At 62.9% G+C, this 19,124-nt stretch carries 18 protein-coding genes; 13 read left to right on the top strand and 5 right to left on the bottom strand.

What is annotated here, in order from left to right; all coding sequences use genetic code 11:
• The first annotated feature begins 9 nt into the window (after positions 1–9).
• From mtnK to ABIB73_RS02930, 6 genes are all read left to right on the top strand, one after another.
• Positions 10–1,302 (top strand): S-methyl-5-thioribose kinase, encoded by a 1,293-nt coding sequence (gene mtnK, locus ABIB73_RS02955; protein WP_354221269.1) that lies wholly within the window; start codon positions 10–12, stop codon positions 1,300–1,302.
• Positions 1,303–1,484: 182 nt separating this feature from the next.
• Positions 1,485–3,074 carry an ABC transporter substrate-binding protein gene (locus tag ABIB73_RS02950; protein WP_354221267.1) on the top strand — a complete coding sequence of 530 codons (1,590 nt, stop codon included), beginning with the start codon at positions 1,485–1,487 and terminating at the stop codon, positions 3,072–3,074.
• 60 nt (positions 3,075–3,134) lie between these two features.
• Complete coding sequence (locus tag ABIB73_RS02945; protein WP_354222533.1) at positions 3,135–4,058, top strand: ABC transporter permease; 924 nt, start codon at positions 3,135–3,137, stop codon at positions 4,056–4,058.
• On the top strand, positions 4,055–4,876 hold the full coding sequence (locus ABIB73_RS02940) for an ABC transporter permease (RefSeq protein WP_354221265.1): 822 nt from the start codon (positions 4,055–4,057) through the stop codon (positions 4,874–4,876). The genes ABIB73_RS02945 and ABIB73_RS02940 overlap by 4 nt, the downstream gene beginning before the upstream one ends.
• Positions 4,873–5,853, top strand: a complete 981-nt coding sequence (locus ABIB73_RS02935) for an ABC transporter ATP-binding protein (RefSeq protein WP_354221263.1) — start codon at positions 4,873–4,875, stop codon at positions 5,851–5,853. Before ABIB73_RS02940 ends, ABIB73_RS02935 begins: the two co-directional genes overlap by 4 nt.
• On the top strand, positions 5,846–6,883 hold the full coding sequence (locus ABIB73_RS02930) for an ABC transporter ATP-binding protein (protein ID WP_354221261.1): 1,038 nt from the start codon (positions 5,846–5,848) through the stop codon (positions 6,881–6,883). The genes ABIB73_RS02935 and ABIB73_RS02930 overlap by 8 nt, the downstream gene beginning before the upstream one ends.
• 108 nt (positions 6,884–6,991) lie before the next feature.
• On the opposite strand, the gene ABIB73_RS02925 is transcribed toward ABIB73_RS02930, so the two are convergent.
• Entirely contained in the window at positions 6,992–7,618 is a 627-nt protein-coding gene (locus tag ABIB73_RS02925) for a LysR family transcriptional regulator (RefSeq protein ID WP_354221259.1), read from the bottom strand.
• 169 nt (positions 7,619–7,787) lie between these two features.
• Between ABIB73_RS02925 and ABIB73_RS02920 the strand changes: the two genes are divergently transcribed.
• Entirely contained in the window at positions 7,788–8,477 is a 690-nt protein-coding gene (locus ABIB73_RS02920) for an L-2-amino-thiazoline-4-carboxylic acid hydrolase (protein ID WP_354221257.1), read from the top strand.
• Between the two features lie 276 nt (positions 8,478–8,753).
• Here the strand turns inward: ABIB73_RS02920 and ABIB73_RS02915 are convergent, their stop codons facing one another.
• The 4 genes from ABIB73_RS02915 to ABIB73_RS02900 form a co-directional block, all read right to left on the bottom strand.
• Positions 8,754–9,782 (bottom strand): ABC transporter permease, encoded by a 1,029-nt coding sequence (locus ABIB73_RS02915; RefSeq protein WP_354221255.1) that lies wholly within the window; start codon positions 9,780–9,782, stop codon positions 8,754–8,756.
• Between the two features lie 11 nt (positions 9,783–9,793).
• A complete protein-coding gene (locus ABIB73_RS02910; protein ID WP_354221253.1) occupies positions 9,794–11,296 on the bottom strand; it encodes a sugar ABC transporter ATP-binding protein in 1,503 nt (500 codons plus the stop codon).
• Between the two features lie 6 nt (positions 11,297–11,302).
• Positions 11,303–12,325 carry a sugar ABC transporter substrate-binding protein gene (locus ABIB73_RS02905; RefSeq protein ID WP_354221251.1) on the bottom strand — a complete coding sequence of 341 codons (1,023 nt, stop codon included), beginning with the start codon at positions 12,323–12,325 and terminating at the stop codon, positions 11,303–11,305.
• A gap of 144 nt (positions 12,326–12,469) precedes the next feature.
• Positions 12,470–12,874, bottom strand: a complete 405-nt coding sequence (locus ABIB73_RS02900) for a globin (RefSeq protein WP_354221249.1) — start codon at positions 12,872–12,874, stop codon at positions 12,470–12,472.
• 479 nt (positions 12,875–13,353) lie between these two features.
• On the opposite strand from ABIB73_RS02900, the gene ABIB73_RS02895 reads away from it, so the two are divergent.
• The 6 genes from ABIB73_RS02895 to ABIB73_RS02870 all read left to right on the top strand — a co-directional run bounded on the left by ABIB73_RS02895 (position 13,354) and on the right by ABIB73_RS02870 (position 19,115).
• The gene (locus ABIB73_RS02895) at positions 13,354–13,728 is read left to right on the top strand and encodes a DUF2946 domain-containing protein (RefSeq protein ID WP_354221247.1); all 375 of its coding nucleotides are present in this window, start codon (positions 13,354–13,356) and stop codon (positions 13,726–13,728) included.
• Between the two features lie 54 nt (positions 13,729–13,782).
• Positions 13,783–14,784, top strand: coding sequence for a hypothetical protein (locus ABIB73_RS02890; protein ID WP_354221245.1), 1,002 nt, complete (start codon positions 13,783–13,785; stop codon positions 14,782–14,784).
• Positions 14,785–14,787: 3 nt separating this feature from the next.
• On the top strand, positions 14,788–15,141 hold the full coding sequence (locus ABIB73_RS02885; protein WP_354221243.1) for a copper resistance CopC family protein: 354 nt from the start codon (positions 14,788–14,790) through the stop codon (positions 15,139–15,141).
• A gap of 14 nt (positions 15,142–15,155) precedes the next feature.
• Entirely contained in the window at positions 15,156–16,085 is a 930-nt protein-coding gene (gene copD, locus ABIB73_RS02880) for a copper homeostasis membrane protein CopD (protein WP_354221241.1), read from the top strand.
• A 110-nt stretch (positions 16,086–16,195) separates the two neighbouring features.
• Positions 16,196–16,567, top strand: a complete 372-nt coding sequence (locus ABIB73_RS02875) for a DUF2946 domain-containing protein (protein WP_354221239.1) — start codon at positions 16,196–16,198, stop codon at positions 16,565–16,567.
• Between the two features lie 85 nt (positions 16,568–16,652).
• Positions 16,653–19,115, top strand: coding sequence for a TonB-dependent receptor (locus ABIB73_RS02870; RefSeq protein WP_354221237.1), 2,463 nt, complete (start codon positions 16,653–16,655; stop codon positions 19,113–19,115).
• Positions 19,116–19,124 lie beyond the last annotated feature (9 nt).

The raw sequence follows: 19,124 nt of genomic DNA, 5'->3' as shown, positions 1-19,124 counted from the left end.
GGGATCATCATGGCGCAGGGGAAGGCGGGGGACTACCGGATTCTGCATGAGGCGGCCTTGCGGGACTATCTCGCGGGCCTGCCGGATATCGCAGCGCTGCTCGGCGCCGAGCCGGTGTCCTGGTCGATCACCGAGGTCGGCGACGGCAATCTCAATCTCGTCTTCATCGTCAAGGGTGACCGTGGCGGCATCGCCGTGAAGCAGGCGCTGCCTTATGTCCGCCTCGTCGGCGAGAGCTGGCCGCTGCCGCTGTCGCGGGCTCACTACGAATATCTCGCCCTGTCCCGGCAGGCCCAGCTCGCGCCCGGCCTGGTGCCGACGCTGCTGCATCACAACGAGACGCTGGCGCTGACGGTGATGGAGCTGCTCGAGCCCCACATCATCATGCGCAAGGGGCTGGTCGCCGGCACCCAATATCCGCGCTTCGTCGACGACATCACCACCTTCATGGCGCGGACGCTGTTCTTTACCTCCGACCTCGCGCTTTCTGCCGCCGAGAAGAAGGAGGCCATCGCGGCCTTCGCCGGCAACCATGCGCTGTGCAAGATCACCGAGGATCTGATCTTCACCGATCCCTACCGTATCGCCGTGCAGAACCGCTGGACTGTGCCGTACCTCAACCAGTTCGCCGCGAGCCTGCGCGGGGACATGAACCTGCACGTCGCCGTCTCCCGACTGAAGCTCAAATTCATGGCGAGCCCGGAAGCGCTGATCCATGGCGACCTGCACACCGGTTCGATCATGGTGACGGACGATCAGACACGCGTGATCGATCCCGAATTTGCCTTCTATGGCCCGATGGGGTTTGACGTCGGCGCGGTCATCGCGAATCTCCTGATGGCGTATTTTGCATCGGCGGGTCATGAGCGTTCGCCTGACGAGCGGCGTGCGTTCGAGGCCTGGGTGCTCGGGACGGTCGAGCAGGTCTGGAACGAGTTCGCGCGAAAGTTCCTTGATCTGTGGCGGGCTGATGCCAGGGGCGATGCGTATCCGGCCACGCTCTTTGCCGGTGAGACGGGAAGTGCGCGGCTGGAAGCCGAGCGGAAGGCCTATATGCAGCGGCTGTTCGGCGACGCCGTCGGCTTTGCCGGAGCCAAGATCAACCGCCGCATCTTCGGTCTCGCCCACAACATTGATTTCGAGCTGGTCGAGGACCCGCGCAAGCGGGCGGTGAGCGAGGCGCGAAGCGTCGGGTTGGCCCGCGCCCTGATGGTGGATACGGCAGAATTTCCCGACATCGCCAGCGTCACGACAGCCGCCCGTGAGCTGCGCACCTGGATGCCTGAGTTTGCGACCGGTTAGAGCGAGTATTGATAAATCGGGGCTCCCGCACGCCACGGCTCGCGAGCGGAGGGCGATCTTCCGGAACCGGGATCGACCCTGGCGACCGTCGTTGGTCTCCGGACCAAACGAGGAGCTTGCGCTCGACATGCTGTGAATGGTCAACTCGCCGACCGGAAGGCACCTGCATCGTTGGAGGACAAATGATCTTCAGGACAATGGCGATCGTCGCTGGCTTGGGACTGGCGCTCGCCGGATCAGTGGAGGCCCAGACACCGCGCAAGGGCGGGACCATCCGCATGACGGCGCCCTATGGTTCGAGTTTCACAAGCCTGGACATTCATACGACACAGCGCGCCCAGGACGAGATATTCGCCAAGGGTCTGCACCGGTCGCTCTACATCTGGGATTCCGCGGAAGGAAAGCCGGTTCCGGAACTTGCCAAGGAGGTCATCGTCTCGGGCGGCGGTCTCGTCTACACCTTCAAGCTGCGCGACGACGCCTATTTCCACAATGGCCGCAAGATGACCGCCGACGACGTCATCTGGTCCTACAACCGCATCATGGACGGCAGCAAGGCCTATCCCGGCGCGCGCTATGTCCGCGTGATCGAGGGCGCGGCCGACGTGGAGAAGGGCAAGGCCAAGGAGATTTCCGGCCTGAAGAAGATCGACGACTTCACCCTCGAGATGAAGCTCACCGAGAAGGTCGATCCGGGCTTCTACCTCTTCACCGCGCTGACCTCGATCTATCCCGCCGACGAGGCCACCAAGGAGACCTTTCTCCAGAAACCGATCGGTCTTGGACCCTTCAAATTCGTCGAGCACGTGCCGGGATCGCGCATCGTGCTGGAGCGGTGGGACCGGTTCTACAAGCCCGGCAAGCCCTACGCCGACAAGATGATCGTGTCGATCATGGGCGAGGCCGCGGCACGCGATGTCGCCTTCCGCAACAAGGAGATCGACACCTCGGTGCTGGGACCCGCGCAGTATGTCGCCTATCAGGCCGACCCCGACCTCAAGGGCACCATCGTCGAAGTCGCCGAGGTCTTCACGCGTTACATGGGGATGAACCCCGCCTTCAAGCCGTTCGCCGACAAGCGCGTCCGGCAGGCGATCAACTACGCGATCGATACCGATCTGATCATCAACAAGCTGGTCAAAGGCAAGGCCTATCGTGCCACCAGCTGGCTCCCGTTGACCTCGCCCCTCTACGACAAGACCATGAAGCCCTATGCCTTCGATCCCGCGAAGGCCAAGCAGCTGCTCGCGGACGCCGGCTATCCCAACGGCTTTGAATTCGAATGGACCACCAGCCAGAACGAAAGCTGGGGCCTGCCGATTGTCACGGCCGTCATCCCGATGCTGGACAGGGTGGGTATCAAGGCGAAGGTCAAGCAGGTCGAGGCCGCGGTGCTGTCGGAGGTGGTTCGCAGCGGCGACTACCAGGCCTTCATCTATTCCCAGCAGACCGGCCCGGATCCCCAGGCGGCGCTGAAATGCTTCCACTCTGCGACGCCGCAATCCGCCTGCAACTACATGAACTTCAGGAATGCCGACTTCGACAAGTTGATCGATGAGGCCGGGCAGACCGACGACACCGCAAAGCGCGGCCAGCTGCTGCAGAAGGCCAATGCGCTGCTCTATGAAGAGGCACCGGTCTGGTTCTTCAACTACAACAAGGCGGTCATGGCGGTGCAGCCGTGGCTCAAGGGGATTCAGCTGAACGCCACCGAGCTGACCCATCAGAACGTCGAAGACCTCTGGGTCGACGAGACCTCGCCCGCGAAGTGATACGCGCTCTCGCGCTCCCTCCATCGCGACGAACGATGGAGGGAGAGAGGAAAAATGCCGATGCTTTCCTTCCTGATCCGTCGAATCCTGCAAACCATACCGACCGTGCTCGCCGTCGTGCTGCTGGTCTTTGCGCTGTTCAGTGTCGTGCCGGGCAGCATCGTCTCGACCATGAGCGACGACAGCGATCCGCAGGTCGAGGCGCGCATGAAGAAGCAGCTCGGTCTCGACGAGCCAGTCTACCAGCGCTTCGGCTCCTATATCGCCAAGCTTGCGGCCGGTGATTTCGGGACCTCGTTCCGGACGCGCGAGCCGGTCACGACCATGATCGCCAAACGGGCGTGGCCGACGCTGCAACTGATATTCGCATCCATGGCGTTCGCGATCGTCATCGGCGTGCCGCTCGGTTTCATCGCTGCATTGCGGCCGGGCAGTCTCGTCGACACCGCATCGATGGTCGTGGCGGTGTCGGGCCTTTCAATGGCCAAGTTCTGGCTCGGGCTCCTGTTGATGTACCTGTTTGCGTTGAAACTCGGCTGGCTGCCGAGTTTCGGCTATGGCGATGGGGGCGGCAAATATCTGATCCTGCCGGCCGTGACACTCGGCGTCTCGCCGATGGCGCTGCTGGCCCGGACCACGCGCGCCGCGGTGCTCGAGATCATGACCGCTGATTTCGTCCGCACGGCGCGCTCGAAGGGCATGAGCGAGACCCGGGTCGTGAAATGGCACGTCATGCGCAACGCGCTCGTCCTCATTCTCACGACGGTCGGTCTGCAATTCGGCGCGCTGATGGGGCAGGCGGTGGTCGTCGAGAAATTGTTCTCTTGGCCCGGCATTGGCTCGCTGCTCGTCGACAGTGTCCTCCAGCGCGACATTCCCGCCGTCCAGGGCTCCATTCTCGTGGTGGTGCTGTTCTTTCTCGCGATCAACTTGCTGATCGACGTGCTCTACGGCGTGATCGATCCCAGGATCAGATACGCATGAAGCTCCGCGCCAATCTGGTCATCGGCGGGGCGCTGTTCGCAGTTGCGATCGTCGTCGGCCTGCTCGCGCCTTGGCTGGCGCACACCGATCCTGTCATGGACGCCAATTTGATGAATGCGGAGGAGGCCCCGAGCTGGACCTGGTGGTTCGGGACCGACGGGCAGGGCCGCGACATCTATTCCCGCGTGCTGTACGGCGCGCGCATTTCGCTGACGGTCGGCATCGTCTCGCAGCTCATCAATAGCGTTATCGGCGTGGCACTGGGCCTGAGCGCCGGTTATTTGGGTGGCTGGTGGGATGACGTCGTCAACGGCCTGACCAATCTCATGCTCGCGATCCCCTCCCTGATCTTCGCGCTTGCCATCATGGCGGTGCTTGGACCCGGTCTGACAAGCTTGCTCATCGCGCTCGGGTTGACCAATTGGTCCTTCACGTGCCGGATCGCACGGGCGTCGGCGCTGTCGCTGAGGAGTCAGGGTTATGTGCAGGCTGCAACCGTGCTCGGTTACGGCGATTTGCGCATCATGATCACGCAGCTACTGCCGAACATGCTGGGGCCCATCATCGTCATCGGCACGCTGGGGATGGGCAGCGCGGTCTTGTCCGAAGCCGCATTGTCGTTCCTCGGCCTCGGCGTCCGCCCGCCGTATCCGAGCTGGGGAAGCATGCTGTCGGAGGCCCGCGACCAGATCACGACGGCGCCGTGGCTCTCGGTTTTTCCCGGCCTCGCCATCTTCCTGACCGTGCTCGGCCTCAACCTGCTCGGTGATGGCCTGCGCGACATCCTCGATCCACAATCGCGGAGCCGGCGGACATGACGGGCGCGCCGCTGATCGAAGTCGAGGATTTGCGCATCGATCTTGACCACGGATCCGGCAAGGTTCCTGCCGTGGAGGGTGTTTCGTTCCGCCTCGATCGCGGCGAGACGTTCGGGCTTGTCGGCGAATCCGGCTGCGGCAAGAGCATCACGGCGCTCGCCCTGATCGGCCTGCTGCGGCAGCCGTTGTCGATCGGCGGCGGCGTCATCCGATTTGACGGGCGGGAGATCCAGAACCTCCCAGCCGCCGGACAGCGCGAGCTGCGCGGCAATCGTATCGCCATGATCTTCCAGGAACCGATGACGGCGCTTAATCCGGTCTCACCGGTAGGCCGGCAGATCGCCGAGATGTTCGTGCTGCACAAGGGCAAGAGCTGGCGGGAGGCCAACCAGCTTGCGGTCGAAGCGCTGGCAAGCGTCCGCGTTCCCGCGCCCGAGCGACGCGTGAAGGATTACCCGCACCAGCTTTCCGGCGGGATGCGCCAGCGCGTGATGATCGCCATCGCGCTGGCATGTGGTCCGGATCTTCTGATTGCCGACGAGCCGACGACCGCGCTCGACGTGACCGTGCAGGCGGAAATCATCGAGCTGATGCGGAATTTATGCGCCGAGCGAGGAACGGCCATTTTGATGATCAGCCACGATCTCGGCCTGGTCGCCAACGTCTGTCGCCGCGTGGCCGTCATGTATGCCGGCCGCATCGTCGAGGAGCGCGGCTCGGCCGATATTTTCCGGGCACCCTCGCACCCCTATACGCGCGGCCTGGTCGACTCGTTGCCGCGGCTGGGCAGCCGCGCCGCGCTTGGCCGTACCCGGCTCCAGGAGATCGCGGGCGTCGTCCCGGCCATCACGAATTTCCCGGATGGCTGCCGGTTCAATCCGCGCTGCGCACAGGCGACCGATATCTGCCGGACCATTGTGCCGGAAACGACATGGCTGGAGGCCGGCGGTTTGGTCAGGTGCCACCACCATGCATGAGCCGCAAGACAGATCGGGTCACGGGAGGCCAGGCGACGATGTCATTCTCAGCGTCGAGGATCTCGCGGTTCATTTTCCGCTGGGGGGCGGCCTGCTGGGGCGCGGCAGGCGTCTCTTGCGTGCCGTCGACGGTGTCGATCTCACGCTGAAGCGCGGCGAATGCCTCGGCCTCGTCGGCGAGTCCGGCTCCGGCAAGTCGACGGTGGCACTTTCGATCCTTGGCCTCCTAACGCCGACGCGCGGCCGCATCGTGCTGGACGGGCAGGTTGTGACGGGGCGGCCATCCGGCGATCGAAAGGCGCTGGCCCGCATCGTGCAAATGGTGTTTCAGGATCCCTACGCCTCGCTCAATCCGCGCCAGACCGTTCGTCGCACGCTTGAAGACCCCCTGCGCGTTCATGGCGTGACCGTCGCAAGCGAGATCGAGGATCGGGTTGCCACGATGCTGCGGCATGTCGGCCTGCGGCCCGAACAGGCCGACCGCTACCCGCACGAATTCTCGGGTGGCCAGCGTCAGCGCATCGGCATTGCGCGCGCCCTGATTCTCAATCCCAAGATTGTCATCTGTGACGAGCCCGTATCGGCGCTCGATGTCTCGATCCGCGCCCAGATCATCAATCTGCTGCTGGAATTGAAGGACACGCTCGGCCTTTCCTACATCATGATCAGCCACGACCTCGGCGTCGTCGAACACATGAGCGACCGGGTCGCCGTCATGTATCTCGGCCGCATCGTCGAGAATGGCGACTGGCGTGAAATCTTCGAACGGCCGGCGCACCCGTACACGCAAGCCCTGATCTCAGCCATCCCCGATCCGCTGCGCCATGCACCGCTTGCGACGACAGGGGGAGACCTGCCAAATCCGCTCAATCCGCCGGACGGGTGTGCGTTCAGCCCGCGTTGTCGTTATGCGGAAGCGGTGTGCCGGCGCGAGCCGGGGCCGGCGCTGGAAACGCGTCCTGATGGGCATTCGGTGCGATGCTGGCGGGCGGAGGAGATTGCCGGTCAGGCGGCACTGGCCTCCGAGTGATGCTCTCAACAGTGCTTTGTAGGGCTGTCCATTCGCTTCTGAAGCTCGGTGGAAACGTCGGCCACCTCCGGGCCTTGGCCGCCGAATTCTTGCGGCTTCGCGGTCGCCTCAACTTCCGACGATGCCGACCAGACGAGGGCGGCGGCTTGCCAGCCGGTTCTCGGCCGGCAGGGCGCGCAGCCATTCGCGGAAGCTTATGACCTCGGGGCAATCCGCGGTGCCTTCAGGCGCAATCAGCCAATCACCCAAACCGGATCCCGTATTGACCCGGTCGCAGCGATAGCCCGGATGATGGCCAAGACCGCGGGCGATCAGCAGGTCGACCTTGCCCTCGACCAACTCGTGCAAGCCGGCGGGCTGGAGCACCCGCAAACCGATGTCCGCATGCGCGCTGCGAAACTCCGCCAATTCAAGGCGGCGCAGGTCGAAGCTGGCATGGATTCCCAACTGCAGCAGCACCGCACCTGCCGGTTTCAATTGCGAGGTTGCGTCCGCAATGCGACGAAAACCATCGGATATCCCGGGCAGATAGGCCTGACCCGCCGCGGTCAGGATGAGCTGCTTATGCAGCCGCTCGAACAGGCGTACGCCGAGGCGCGCCTCCAGCGCTTTCACCTGCTGCCCCACGGCGGCGGGCGTTACGTGCAGCTCGTGCGCGGCCAGCTTGAAGCTGAGATGCCGCGCGGCGGCTTCGAATGCGCGGAGCGCGTTGAGTGGAGGAAGCGTGTAGGTCATCGCGCTGTAGTTTGACACTGATGGGCCACGGCCTTGCAATAGATTTTCTAGTGCTTGACCGAAGGAACGATGCTTTGCGCCGACTTGGCGTCCCCGGTTACGTTCGGTTCGCAACGTCCGGAGATCGCATGGCCCGCCGACCAGGCTACTCGTGTTAGAGAGCTGTCCAATGACTGAGAGCATCCATCCCTTTTACGAGTCGCATCGCGGTGCAATGGAGGCCGCCATGCATCATCGCATCGACCTCGCCGAAGCGATGTTGCGCGAGCGCACGCCTCTCTCCAACATTGATGGGATCAGGCAGGAGGTGATGGACGAATTCGAAATCGTGCTCACCCAAATGCCCTATGTCGGAGGCGCGGCAAATCGCATGAGCGATTTTTTCATGCGTCTCATGGGCTTTATGGCCATCAGCCGGGTGCTCCGCCGACACGGGTTGTCGCTGTCGTTGATCGGCGAAATCGAGCGAGAGACCTACAAGGCGCAATTGCTCACCGTGCCCGAAGCCGAACGTCTCGCTTCGGGGCGTCAATTCATGTCGTCAGAAAACCAGACTTTGCTGCGCGAGCAGGCGACAAGAAGCGCTACAAAAAGCCATCAGAAAGAGTTTCCGGAAGATTTCGTCTACGATTTCGTCGCGCCGGGCCCGGGGGACAATTTTGAATTCGGCATCAACTACAAGGCTTGCGGCTTCTGCAAATTCGCGGCTCGCCATGGAGACAAAGAACTCTTGCCGAACATTTGTGGACTTGATTTCGATGCCTACGCAACGCGAGGCATCCGCCTGGAAAGGACACAAACGCTGGCTGGCGGCGCGAGCCACTGCGATTTCCGATTCTCGCGGCTTCCGTCGGACTAGATTGCTCCTCTGCCTCCACATCGCCCTTGCGAGCGCAGCGAAGCAATCCAGAATCCTTCCGCAGTGACAGTCTGGATTGCTTCGCTGCGCTCGCAATGACGGAGCGTGGGGAGCGGTCCTGAGTCCATCGACACGGTGCCATGATGACACCGTGCTCCTGTTTTGCCCGACGAGTCAAACGTCGTCGCGGCAGGCACTCGAGTCACTCCATGCCAAATCTCTCAATGATTTGTACTGTGCATGGGGTTGTTTTCGCGTTTTTGTTTTGAGGACGGTCTACTCCGCCGCCTTCTCCCGCAGCCGCTGCGCATAGACGTTGATGATCAGTGCCGCCAGCAGGATCACGCCGCGGATCAGGATCTTCAAAAAACTGTCGATGTTGACGTGGTCGAGGCCGTTATTCAGAACACCGAGAACGAACAGCCCGACGATGGTGTTACCGATGCCGCCGCGGCCGCCAAACAGGCTGGTGCCGCCGACCACGACGGCAGCGATGGAGTCGAGCAGGTAGGTATCGAACTCGTTCTGCTGCGCGCTGCCGAAATGGGCGACACCGAGCATGCCGCCGATGCCTGAGCACACCGCCGAGATCACCATCACCGCGCCGAGGATGAGCTTGACATTGAGGCCGGAATATTCGGCCGCCTCGCGATTGCCGCCGACCATATAGACGTAGCGGCCGAAGCGCGTGTAGGTCAGCACCAGATGGCCGCCGAGCAGCATGATCGCGGCGACGATGACGATCCAGGGAATGCCGCCGATCGAGCCGGAGCCGAGTGTCGTGATCAGGTCTGGCACCTTGTAGGCGATCTGGCCCCGCACCAGCAGCGCCGAGATGCCGGCGGCGATCTGCATCATGGCGAGCGTCATGATGAAGGAGGGGATGCCGATCACGGTCAGCCCAAGCGCATTGACGAGGCCGAGAGCCGCGCAGAGCAAAATGGCCAGCAGGATCGCCGCAGCGCCGGGAAGGGGGATGTTGGGAATGTTGACGTAGGATTCCTGGAGCGTGAAATAGGCGACTGCGATGCCGGTGACGTTGGCGATGCTGGCAATCGAGAGGTCGATCTCCGCGCAGAGGATCACGAAGGTGAGGCCGACGGCGATGATGCCGGTCACCGACACCTGAGTCAGGATGTTGCCGAGATTGTCGAGCGTCGCGAAGGAGGGGCTCGCAAGGGCGAAGAAGGCCGACAGGAAGATCAGCGTCAGGAACGGTGCGATGTTGCGCATCTGCGAGCGCAGGAAGGGGCGGAGGCCGCTGGCCCCATGCTTGGCCGCTGGAACTGTCTCGCTGCTCGCCATTGGCTTCTCCGTCACGCCGCCTCCAGCAGGCGGTCCTTGCTGACCGGTTCGTTCGCAAATTCCCGCACCACCGCGCCGCGCTTGAGCACGAGGATGCGGTCGGCCAGCGACAGCACCGTTTCCGGCTCGGTCGACAGCACGATGATGGCAAGCCCCTTGGCGCGGAGGTCGCGGACGATGTTGATGACGTCGTTCTTGGCGCCGACATCCATGCCGCGCGTGGGTTCGCAGAGCACGAGCAGCTTCGGCGGGTAGGTCAGCCACTTTGCGAGTGCGACCTTCTGCTGGTTGCCGCCGGAGAGCATGCCGAGGTCGAGGCCGACCACCGGCGGCCTGATCTGCAACTGGTCGACCTGCCGTTTCGCGATATCGCGCTCCTGGGTTGGCTTGAGCAGGAGCGCCGAGATGCGATCCAGAATGCTGATCGAGATGTTCTTGTAGACCGGCTCCTGGAGGAACAGCATCGCCCGTCGGCTCTCCGGCACCAGCGCCACGCCGGCGCGCCGCGCGGCGGCAGTGCTGGCGAAGGTTTTCGGGGTGCCCTCGACGGCGAGGGTGCCGCTGTCCGGCTTGAGCTTGCCGAACAGGATGCGGGACAGTTCCTGCTGGCCGCAGCCCATAAAACCGTAGATGCCGAGCACCTCGCCGGCGCGCGCTTCGAACGAAACGTCCTGAAGGCTGCGGGCCAGCGAAAGCTGATCAGCCTTCAGGACCACCGAGCTGTCGCTCGACCGCGGCAGCATCAAATCGTCGCTGTAGCTGTGCTCGAGCGCTTCGCCGCCGCGGCCGATCATGGCCTCGATCAGCGCGCCCTTGCTGGTTGCTGAGGCTGTGGTTTCGGCGACCTTCCGTCCGTTGCGGAATACGGTGACTGTGTCGGACACCCGCAAGATATCTTCGATGAAATGCGAGATGAAGACGATGCCGGTGCCTTGCTCGCGCAATCGTCGGAGGGTGGAGAAGAGTCGCTCGACCTCCGGCGGGGAGAGGGCGGAGGTCGGCTCGTCCAGGATGACGATGCGGGCGCCGGAGAACAGCACGCGGGCGATCTCGATCAATTGCTGGAGCCCGATCGGGAGATCGCCGAGCCGGCTCATCGGATCGACGTCGATGCCGAAGCGGGCGAGCTGCTCGCCGGCCTCGCGCGCCATGCGCCGCCATTGCACGAGACCGAGCCGGTTGGTCGGCTGATTGCCCAGGAACACGTTTTCCGCGACCGTGAGGTCGGGTGCGACGCTGAGCTCCTGGTGCACCATGGCGATGCCGGCCGCGCGCGCATCGCGGGCCGAGCGGAAATGCGTCTCCTTGCCGTCGATCAGGAAGCGGCCAGAGAATTCGGTGTGCACGCCGGCGATGATCTTCATCAGCGTGCTTTTTCCGGCGCCGTTCTCGCCGACGAGACCGTGGATCTCGCCGGGTGAGAGCGCAAAATCGACACCACGAAGCGCTTCGACACCGCCGAAGCTCTTTGTGATGCCCTGGAGTTCCAGGATAGGCGAACGATCCTCTGGCATGGAGGCTCAGATCAGGAAGTGATCCTGCATCCATTGCATGCCGGCGGCGTTGGCCTTGGTCACGACCGGACCGTCGGTGACGACGTTCTTGGGAATGCCCTGTCCGCTCTTCTCGCCACCCGCCACCGCGGCGACGCCCGCAATGATCGCGCCGCCATGGATGCGGCAGGACGGATTGCGTACGGTTGCGAACATCCGTCCCTCGCTCACCGCCTGGATCGCCGGTGGCATGGCGTCGACGCCGCCGATCAGGATGTTGGTGCGGTTGTGCGCCTTCATGATGTTGGCAGCGGCAAGCGCCATGTCGTCATTGTGGAAGAACGCCGCGTCGATCTGCGGATATTTCGTCAGATAGGTCTCCCAAAGGCGCGCGGTCTTGGAGACGTCCCAGTCGGCCGGCTGGGTGTCGAGCACCTCGATACCAGGGAACTGCTTGACGACCGTGTTGAAGCCCTTGGCACGCCCTTGCGCGCCGGTGTGGCCCAGCGCGCCCTGGGTCATGATGATCTTGCCCTTGCCGCCCATCGCGTTGCACAGCGCCTGCGTCACCGAAGCGCCCATGAACTCGTTGTCGGGCGCGAGGAAGGAGTGGACGTTGATTTGATCGAGAGGAGCAATCAGCGTGTCCATGTCGATCACGGGTGTGCCCGCGTCGATCATCTTCTGCACGGGCTGGGTGAGGGTACCGATGCCGAAGGCCTGGATCGCGACGAAATCCCATTTCTGCGAGGCCATGTTGTCGATCGCGGCGCGCTGCTTCACCGCGTCGAGCTGGCCGTCGAACCAGGTGACTTCGACGTTGAACAGCTTGCCCCAGAATTCAGCGGCCTGCTTGCCCTGCGCGCACCAGGTCGCCTGGAGGCCTGCGTTGGAGAACGCCGCCTTCAGCGGCTTCTCGGATCGTCCGACTTCGGCTGCAAGTGCTGGGTTTATGCCTATGCTGCCGAGCATGGCAGTCGCGGCGCCGGCGGTCGCTGCCGCCTGAAGAAGATCGCGCCTCGTCGTCGAGAAATCTTTCGTGCCGGACATCGCTCGCTCCCATATATTTTATCGTCGGCGCGTCATTGTTTGCGCGACCGATACGGAAAGTGTCTCACAATCGAGGAGATCACGCCACCCAATCTGCAATCGCGCGGGAAATCGTCGTGGGGCGCGTTGGTGCAGCGCAAAGCGTTACGCTGCGATGCCAGCGAACGCGTCGATATCGACGAGCAATGTGTCCCAGGCTTGCGCCATCTCGGGCGACCATTCGTCGCCGAGCAGGTCGCGTAGCGTATCCCTGATGACGGCGAAGAAGCCGATGAACAGCTCGCGCGGCGTGCCATAGGCATCGTGCGAGACGACCTCGCAGGCGATCAGCCGGAAATGTCCGCTGCGCTGACCTGCGAAGTCGAGAATTGCCTCGATCGTCAGCGCGAGCATCGATCCTTTCACGAGCTCGCTGCCTTGCGAGCGGAACATCGTGGGTGTTTCGGGATGCTCATCGAACAGACGTTGGTAAACGAGCGGCGTGAGATCCGCGCAGCGCGCCGCCGCAAGTTCGAGGCTCTGTTCGATCAGATTAGAGGAAGCATTCATCGGCAGAGAGGCCATGCGGACAAAAAAAGAGCGGGGCCCTAGCCCCGCTCAAAATTGTGTCGACCCTATTATCCCCGATTCTAAGATTTGATCTTGATTGGCGGGGCGACGCTGCGTTTTGCGCGCCAGGGGCTCCTCCCGAGACTTGGACCACCAGACTTCGACCTCGCGGCCAGCCTGAGCAAGAGGGATGCTAGATCAACTTTTCTCACTTGTCATCATTTTCGGCAACGATTGTTCAAAATTCGAGCAATTGACGAAATGATCGGATTATTGACCCTGTAAGCGTATGATAAACATAAGAAATCTGTGGATAGGCAGGACGGTTCGACTGCCTCAAATGCCGGACGTCCTCTCCGGATGGGCACCCCCGGCCACAGTTTTCGGGAAGTTTGCGCTGGGCCAGGAAGCCGTTGGAACGGACCTCGACTCGGGGCCGGCCCGGTGTTTAGTTAGCAGACGAACGAATGGTTCGGCGGATGCGCGCACGGCTGCAAAAATTCCTACCCATCGTCCTGCTCGCGCTGGTGATGCAGGTGCTGGCGCCGATAGCCGCCTGCTGGGCGGCCGGCCAGGCCGTTGCCGATCCGCTCCAAAACGCGGTCATCTGCCACAGCACTGATCCGTCGGGCGCTGGCGCGGAGGGTCAGACCGGTGTGCCAGCTGCACATGCCGGAAGCTGTTCGATCTGTTGCCTGGCGCAGGTCAGCGCGTCGCTCGATTCGCCGCAGGCGACGTTCTCCACGCCATTCCGACTCGCCGAGCGCGTGGTCTGGCGCGACGCTGGCGCCGCCATGGTCAGCTCGCGCGGCGGCTCCAACGCGCAGGCGCGCGCACCACCGCAGGCGACGTGAGCTTCGCGGCCAAACCGGCCGCTGAACGGGCACGTCAATCTGCGGAGACCTTTCATGTCGATCTCTCACATGCGTGCGGGCCTTTGGGGCACCGCGATTGCGCTTATTCCTCTTTCCGGCGGCGTAGCCCACGAAATCGTTGGCAACCGCTTCTTCCCGGCAACGCTCGGCATCGATGATCCCGGCGTCAACGACGAGCTGTCGCTTCCCACGGTCGACAGCTTCAAGACGGGCGACATTCCTCCTGTCCGTCAACGCGACGTATCGGGTGAGTTCTCCAAGCGTATCACCGAGGATTTCGCGGTGTCGTTTGGCACGACTTACACCTTCCTTGGGCCGATCGATCGGACGGTTCCCGGAGCCAATGGATTCCAGAATCTGGATACGACGTTCAAATATCGCGTGTTCAAGAACCCCGAGCATGAGTTCGTGATGTCGGTGGGCTTGAGCGTGGAATGGGGCGGTACGGGCGCAAAGAGCGTCGGTGCGGACCCGTTCAATACCTACACGCCGACGATTTATTTCGGCAAAGGCCTTGGTGATCTTCCTGATACGTTCTCGTGGTTGCGGCCGGTGGCGATCACGGGCCAGGTCGGCTACGCGATCCCGGGCAGGAATTTTTCGACCAGTGTCGGGATTGATCCGGATACGGGCGAACTGACTGCGGACACCGAATTCCATGCGCGCGTGCTGAACTGGGGCGGCACCATTCAATACAGCATGCCCTATCTGAAATCCTCGGTCGTTGATCTCGGGCTCCCGGAGTTCATCAATCATTTGATCCCGCTCGTCGAAGCCAACCTGCAGACGCCGGTGGCAAACACGCTGACCTCAGGCACGACGACGACGGGGACGATCAATCCCGGTGTCATCTGGGTCGGCAACACGTTTCAAGTCGCCGTCGAGGCGCTGATTCCGATCAACCGACAAAGTGGCACCAATGTCGGCTTTATCGCCCAATTGCATTTGTATCTGGACGACATCGACCCGCGTGGCATCGGCAAGCCCATTTTCGGCGGCGCTGTCCAGCCCGCAAGCCCCTTTGCAAGGAATTGAGCGATGCGAGGTTCCCTGAGTTCGATCTTGCTCCTCCTGGCGTCGCTGATGGCCGGCGAAGCGAGCGCACACGCATTTCTCGACCATGCGGAGCCGCGCGTCGGCAACAAGGTCGCGAGCCCTCCGCGCGAGGTGACGCTCTGGTTCACCCAGAAGCTGGAAGCGGCGTTCAGTTCGATATCCGTCACAGGTCCCTCCGGGCAGCGCGTGGATGCCGGCAAGGCGCGCGTCAGCGGCAACCAGATGTCGGTCTCGCTGAAATCGGGCGGCACTGGTACCTTCCACGTGAACTGGCGCGTGCTCTCCGTTGATACCCATACGACCGACGGGAGCTTCACCTTCCAGGTCGGTCCATGAGGACTTGACCGCCGATGGACTGGTCTGCAGCAGAGGCGCCGTTGGTAGCGACGCGCGCGGTGCACTTCGCGGCGACCGCGATCACGGTTGGAGATGTCGTCTTTCGGACCGCCATCGCTGCGCCGGCCCTGCGCCCGGAAGCGACCGTGCCAACTCCGTTCGCGACGCCGACCCTGCGGGTCTCATGGATCGGCCTCGCCGTTGCCGTGATCTCTGGCGGGATCTGGCTGTTGCTTCAGGCCGTGTCGATGAGCGGGATGCCGCTCGAAGCGTTGACCGCGGATGTGCTCTCGACGGTGATCAACGAAACACAGTTCGGCCAGGTGACAACGGTTCGAGCAGGCCTTGCGATCTGGCTGGCGGCTTGCCTCGTCTACGATCGTGTGCCGATCGTGCAATGGCTTGGATTTGCGGCTGGGCTCGCATTTGTCGCAAGCCTCGCCTGGTGCGGTCATGCCGGCTCAACCGTTGGCGAGGCCGGCGACCTGCATCTTGCCGCGGATGCGCTGCATCTGATGGTGGCCGCGGCCTGGATCGGCGGCCTCGCATCATTGATCCTGTTCCTTGCTGCGGCCTGCCGAAGCAAGGCGGTTTCGCTAGCCCGCGACGTCGTGGGGCGGTTTTCGATCATGGGCATGGTCAGCGTGGTAACGCTCGTGGCAACAGGGCTCATCAACACTGTCATCCTGGTCGGCTCGGTGCACGCGCTGTTCGTCACTGGCTATGGGCAGTTGCTGCTGCTCAAACTCGTCCTGTTCGCGCTTATGCTGATACTCGCCTTGATCAACCGGTTCTCCGTGACGCCGCGGCTTGCCCCGTCCGGCAATGACGCATTGCGCCGGCTCACGCGCAACAGCACCATCGAGCTTGCTCTCGGCCTTGCCATTCTGACCGTCGTCGGGGGGCTTGGCACGATGCATCCCGCTATTCACCTTGTGAACTGAATAGGGACAAGCGCAGCATTGAGTTTGACCTGTGTCGATCTCGTCCAAAAAGCGCTCTCGACTCCGTGGCCGGTCGTGTTTAGTTAGTAGGCGAATAAATGGTTCGGCGGATGCGCGCACGGCTGCAGAAATTCCTACCGATCGTCCTGCTCGCGCTGGTGATGCAGGTGCTGGCGCCGATTGCCGCCTGCTGGGCGGCCGGCCAGGCCGTTGCCGATCCGCTCCAGGCCGCCGTCATCTGCCATAGCGCAAGCGAGAGGGGCGGTCCGGACGACCAGGGCGCGCCATCAGCGCACGCCGGCGCCTGCGCGCTGTGTTGCCTGGCGCACGCCAACGCGTCGTTCGATTCGCCGCCTCAGGCGACGCTCTCCACTCCCTTCCGCCACGCCGAACGCGTGATGTGGCATGATGCGGATGCGCCCACCGTCGCCACCCATAACGGCTCAATCGCCCAGGCGCGCGGGCCTCCCCATCTTTCCTGACGACCCTCGGTGTCGCCGCGGTCCGTCCGCCGGCGATTGATGTGTCAATTGGCCGGCGAATGGCTGCCGGCGTCAGGAATGCCCCATGTTACGTCGTCATGCCCGCCGCGGCGTGAGTGTCGTTGCCGTTCAGGCCACGCTGCTTGCGTCGTCAAGCAGCGTTTTCGCACAGAGCAGCGAACGAGCGCTGCCGGCGGTGACCGTCGATGCACCCGCGACGGTGAAACCCAAGCCGCGCTGGCCGGCGGTGGTGCAGACTGCTGGAGCCAGGAGGTCATCGGCAAGGCCGGTGGCCGACCGTGCGGCCGCAGTGACCGCTACCAATGACCAAGGCGCCGGCAGCGCTCGAGCGTCGCTGGACCCACCGGCAGCGGTGGCGCGCTATCAGCTGCCGCAGCGATCCTTCAGCATTACGGCGAAGGAGGCCGACGAGACCATCAACCTCAAGGACCCCGAGGACGCCGTCAAATACATGCCGAGCCTGTTCGTGCGGAAGCGCAACGACGGCGACAACCAGGCGGTGCTGGCGACGCGAAGCTGGGGCCTGAACTCCAGTGCACGCACGCTGATCTATTACGACGACCTGCTGATCTCGGCGCTGATCGGCAACAACAACTCCGGCGCCTCGCCGAAATGGAACCTGATCTCGCCCGAAGCGATCGGGCGGGTCGATTTCCTCAATGGTCCGTTTGCCGCCGCCTATCCAGGCAATTCGATCGGCGGCGCGCTGCTGATCACCTCCAAGATGCCGGACAAGCCGTTTGCCGTGGCCAAGGAAACAGTCTCGGTGATGCCGTGGAAACAATACGGCACCAAGGACACCTACGTCACGAGCCAGACCAGCGCCGCCGCCGGCAATCGCGACGGCAAGCTGTCATGGCTCGTCAGTGCAAATCATCTCGACAGTTTTCAGCAGCCGCTGACGTACACCACCAACGGATCATTTCCTGCCGGCACGACAGGCGGCTTTGCCGCACTCAACAAGACCGGAGGTATCGCCGACGTCGTTGGCACCGGAGTGCTGGCGCATTCGCAGCAGACGTCCGGCAATCTGCGCCTCGCCTACGACATCACGCCGCTGGTGCAGGCGACGTACTCGTTCGGCATCTGGAACAATCACCAGACCTCGGATCCGCAGACCTATCTGAAATCGGCCGCGACGGGCCTGCCGACCTTTGGAGGCGTCAGCGGCTTTGCCAGCAGCAAATACACCTGGGATCAGCTCCATGTGAGCAACGCCGTGTCGGTCAGAAGCGATACCAAGGGCATCTTCGACTTCGACCTCTCGGCCTCGAGCTACAACTATCTCCAGGACACTCTGGTCAATCCCTATACGGTCGTGCCGTCACCGGGCCTCGGCTACTCCCTGAACGGCAAAGTGACACGGATGGACGGCACCAACTGGCAGAACGCCGACGCCAAGGGCATCTGGCGTCCGTTCGGGATCGACGGTCAGCACGAGATCAGCTTTGGCGTGCATGGCGACCGTTACCGGCTCGAAAACCCCGTCTATGCCTCGACGGTCTGGTACAACGCCCCCTCGACCGGCAACGGCCAGCTCTATTCGACCGGCGTCGGCGAGACGCGCACCGAAGCACTCTGGGCGCAGGACGCCTGGAAGATCACGCCAATCGTCAAGCTGACGCTGGGCGGACGGCTCGAGAGCTGGCAAGCGGTCGAAGGCTTCAACCTCAACACCACCGCTACCAGTGCCGGCGTCATCACGTCGGTCGTGCCGACGTGGCAGCCGGGGTTGTCCTCGACCAATTTCTCGCCGAAGGCGGCGCTGTCGTTTGATCCCAACAAGGACTGGAACATCACTGCGAATTTCGGCGAGGCCTACCGCTATCCGACGGTGACCGAGCTCTATCAGAACATCAGCGTCGGTGGTGTCACCTATCTGGCCAATCCGTTGTTGTCACCCGAGCAGGACTTCACCGGAGAGCTCAATCTCGAGCGGCGCTGGGGCGACGGGCGGGTGCGGCTCACCGTCTTCGGCGAGCGGACCAATAATGCGCTGATCTCGCAATCGACAACGGTGACTGATGCGGGCGGCGCGCAATCGGTGCAGACGGCGGTCAGCAACGTCGCGGCCGTTCGTATGCAGGGCGTCGAATTGTCAGGCGACAAGGACAATTTGCTCGTGAGCGGCCTGCAAGTGTTCGGCAGCGTCACCTACGTCGATTCCAGGATCATCTCCGATCCGAACTGGAAGGGCCCAACCAGTGTGGTCGGCAAGCGCGTGCCCTTTGTGCCCGACTGGCGCGCCAAGTTCGGCGTCACATACCGGCCGAACGACAGCTGGGCCTACACGGTTGCGGCGCGCTACAGCGGCAAGCAATATTCGACGCTGGACAACTCGGATATCATCCCTCACGTCTACGGCGCCTTCGATAACTTTTTCGTTGTGGACTTGAAGATCCATTACAACGCGACGAAGAATTTCGCGTTCGACTTCGGCATCGATAATCTCTTCAACGAGCAATACTTCCTGTTCCATCCGTTCCCGGGACGAACTTTCGTTCTCGCCGGCAAGTATACGTTCTGACGGGTGGGA

Origin of the sequence: Bradyrhizobium sp. F1.4.3 (genome assembly GCF_040548375.1) — a bacterium.
Lineage (GTDB): Bacteria > Pseudomonadota > Alphaproteobacteria > Rhizobiales > Xanthobacteraceae > Bradyrhizobium.
Note: the sequence above shows the minus strand (reverse complement) of the source record. Positions and strands in the feature narration are given on the sequence as shown.

Bases quoted from the DNA above. Each gene is read 5' to 3' on its own strand.
- ABIB73_RS02895 (WP_354221247.1), top strand. From the start codon at position 13,354: ATGCGCGCACGGCTGCAAAAATTCCTACCCATCGTCCTGCTCGCGCTG.
- ABIB73_RS02870 (WP_354221237.1), top strand. From the start codon at position 16,653: ATGTTACGTCGTCATGCCCGCCGCGGCGTGAGTGTCGTTGCCGTTCAG.
- ABIB73_RS02925 (WP_354221259.1), bottom strand. From the start codon at position 7,618: ATGACCTACACGCTTCCTCCACTCAACGCGCTCCGCGCATTCGAAGCC.
- ABIB73_RS02905 (WP_354221251.1), bottom strand. From the start codon at position 12,325: ATGTCCGGCACGAAAGATTTCTCGACGACGAGGCGCGATCTTCTTCAG.
- ABIB73_RS02935 (WP_354221263.1), top strand. From the start codon at position 4,873: ATGACGGGCGCGCCGCTGATCGAAGTCGAGGATTTGCGCATCGATCTT.
- ABIB73_RS02930 (WP_354221261.1), top strand. From the start codon at position 5,846: ATGCATGAGCCGCAAGACAGATCGGGTCACGGGAGGCCAGGCGACGAT.
- ABIB73_RS02910 (WP_354221253.1), bottom strand. From the start codon at position 11,296: ATGCCAGAGGATCGTTCGCCTATCCTGGAACTCCAGGGCATCACAAAG.
- ABIB73_RS02940 (WP_354221265.1), top strand. From the start codon at position 4,055: ATGAAGCTCCGCGCCAATCTGGTCATCGGCGGGGCGCTGTTCGCAGTT.
- ABIB73_RS02885 (WP_354221243.1), top strand. From the start codon at position 14,788: ATGCGAGGTTCCCTGAGTTCGATCTTGCTCCTCCTGGCGTCGCTGATG.
- ABIB73_RS02945 (WP_354222533.1), top strand. From the start codon at position 3,135: ATGCTTTCCTTCCTGATCCGTCGAATCCTGCAAACCATACCGACCGTG.
- ABIB73_RS02915 (WP_354221255.1), bottom strand. From the start codon at position 9,782: ATGGCGAGCAGCGAGACAGTTCCAGCGGCCAAGCATGGGGCCAGCGGC.
- ABIB73_RS02875 (WP_354221239.1), top strand. From the start codon at position 16,196: ATGCGCGCACGGCTGCAGAAATTCCTACCGATCGTCCTGCTCGCGCTG.
- ABIB73_RS02900 (WP_354221249.1), bottom strand. From the start codon at position 12,874: ATGAATGCTTCCTCTAATCTGATCGAACAGAGCCTCGAACTTGCGGCG.
- ABIB73_RS02950 (WP_354221267.1), top strand. From the start codon at position 1,485: ATGATCTTCAGGACAATGGCGATCGTCGCTGGCTTGGGACTGGCGCTC.
- ABIB73_RS02920 (WP_354221257.1), top strand. From the start codon at position 7,788: ATGACTGAGAGCATCCATCCCTTTTACGAGTCGCATCGCGGTGCAATG.
- ABIB73_RS02890 (WP_354221245.1), top strand. From the start codon at position 13,783: ATGTCGATCTCTCACATGCGTGCGGGCCTTTGGGGCACCGCGATTGCG.
- mtnK (WP_354221269.1), top strand. From the start codon at position 10: ATGGCGCAGGGGAAGGCGGGGGACTACCGGATTCTGCATGAGGCGGCC.
- copD (WP_354221241.1), top strand. From the start codon at position 15,156: ATGGACTGGTCTGCAGCAGAGGCGCCGTTGGTAGCGACGCGCGCGGTG.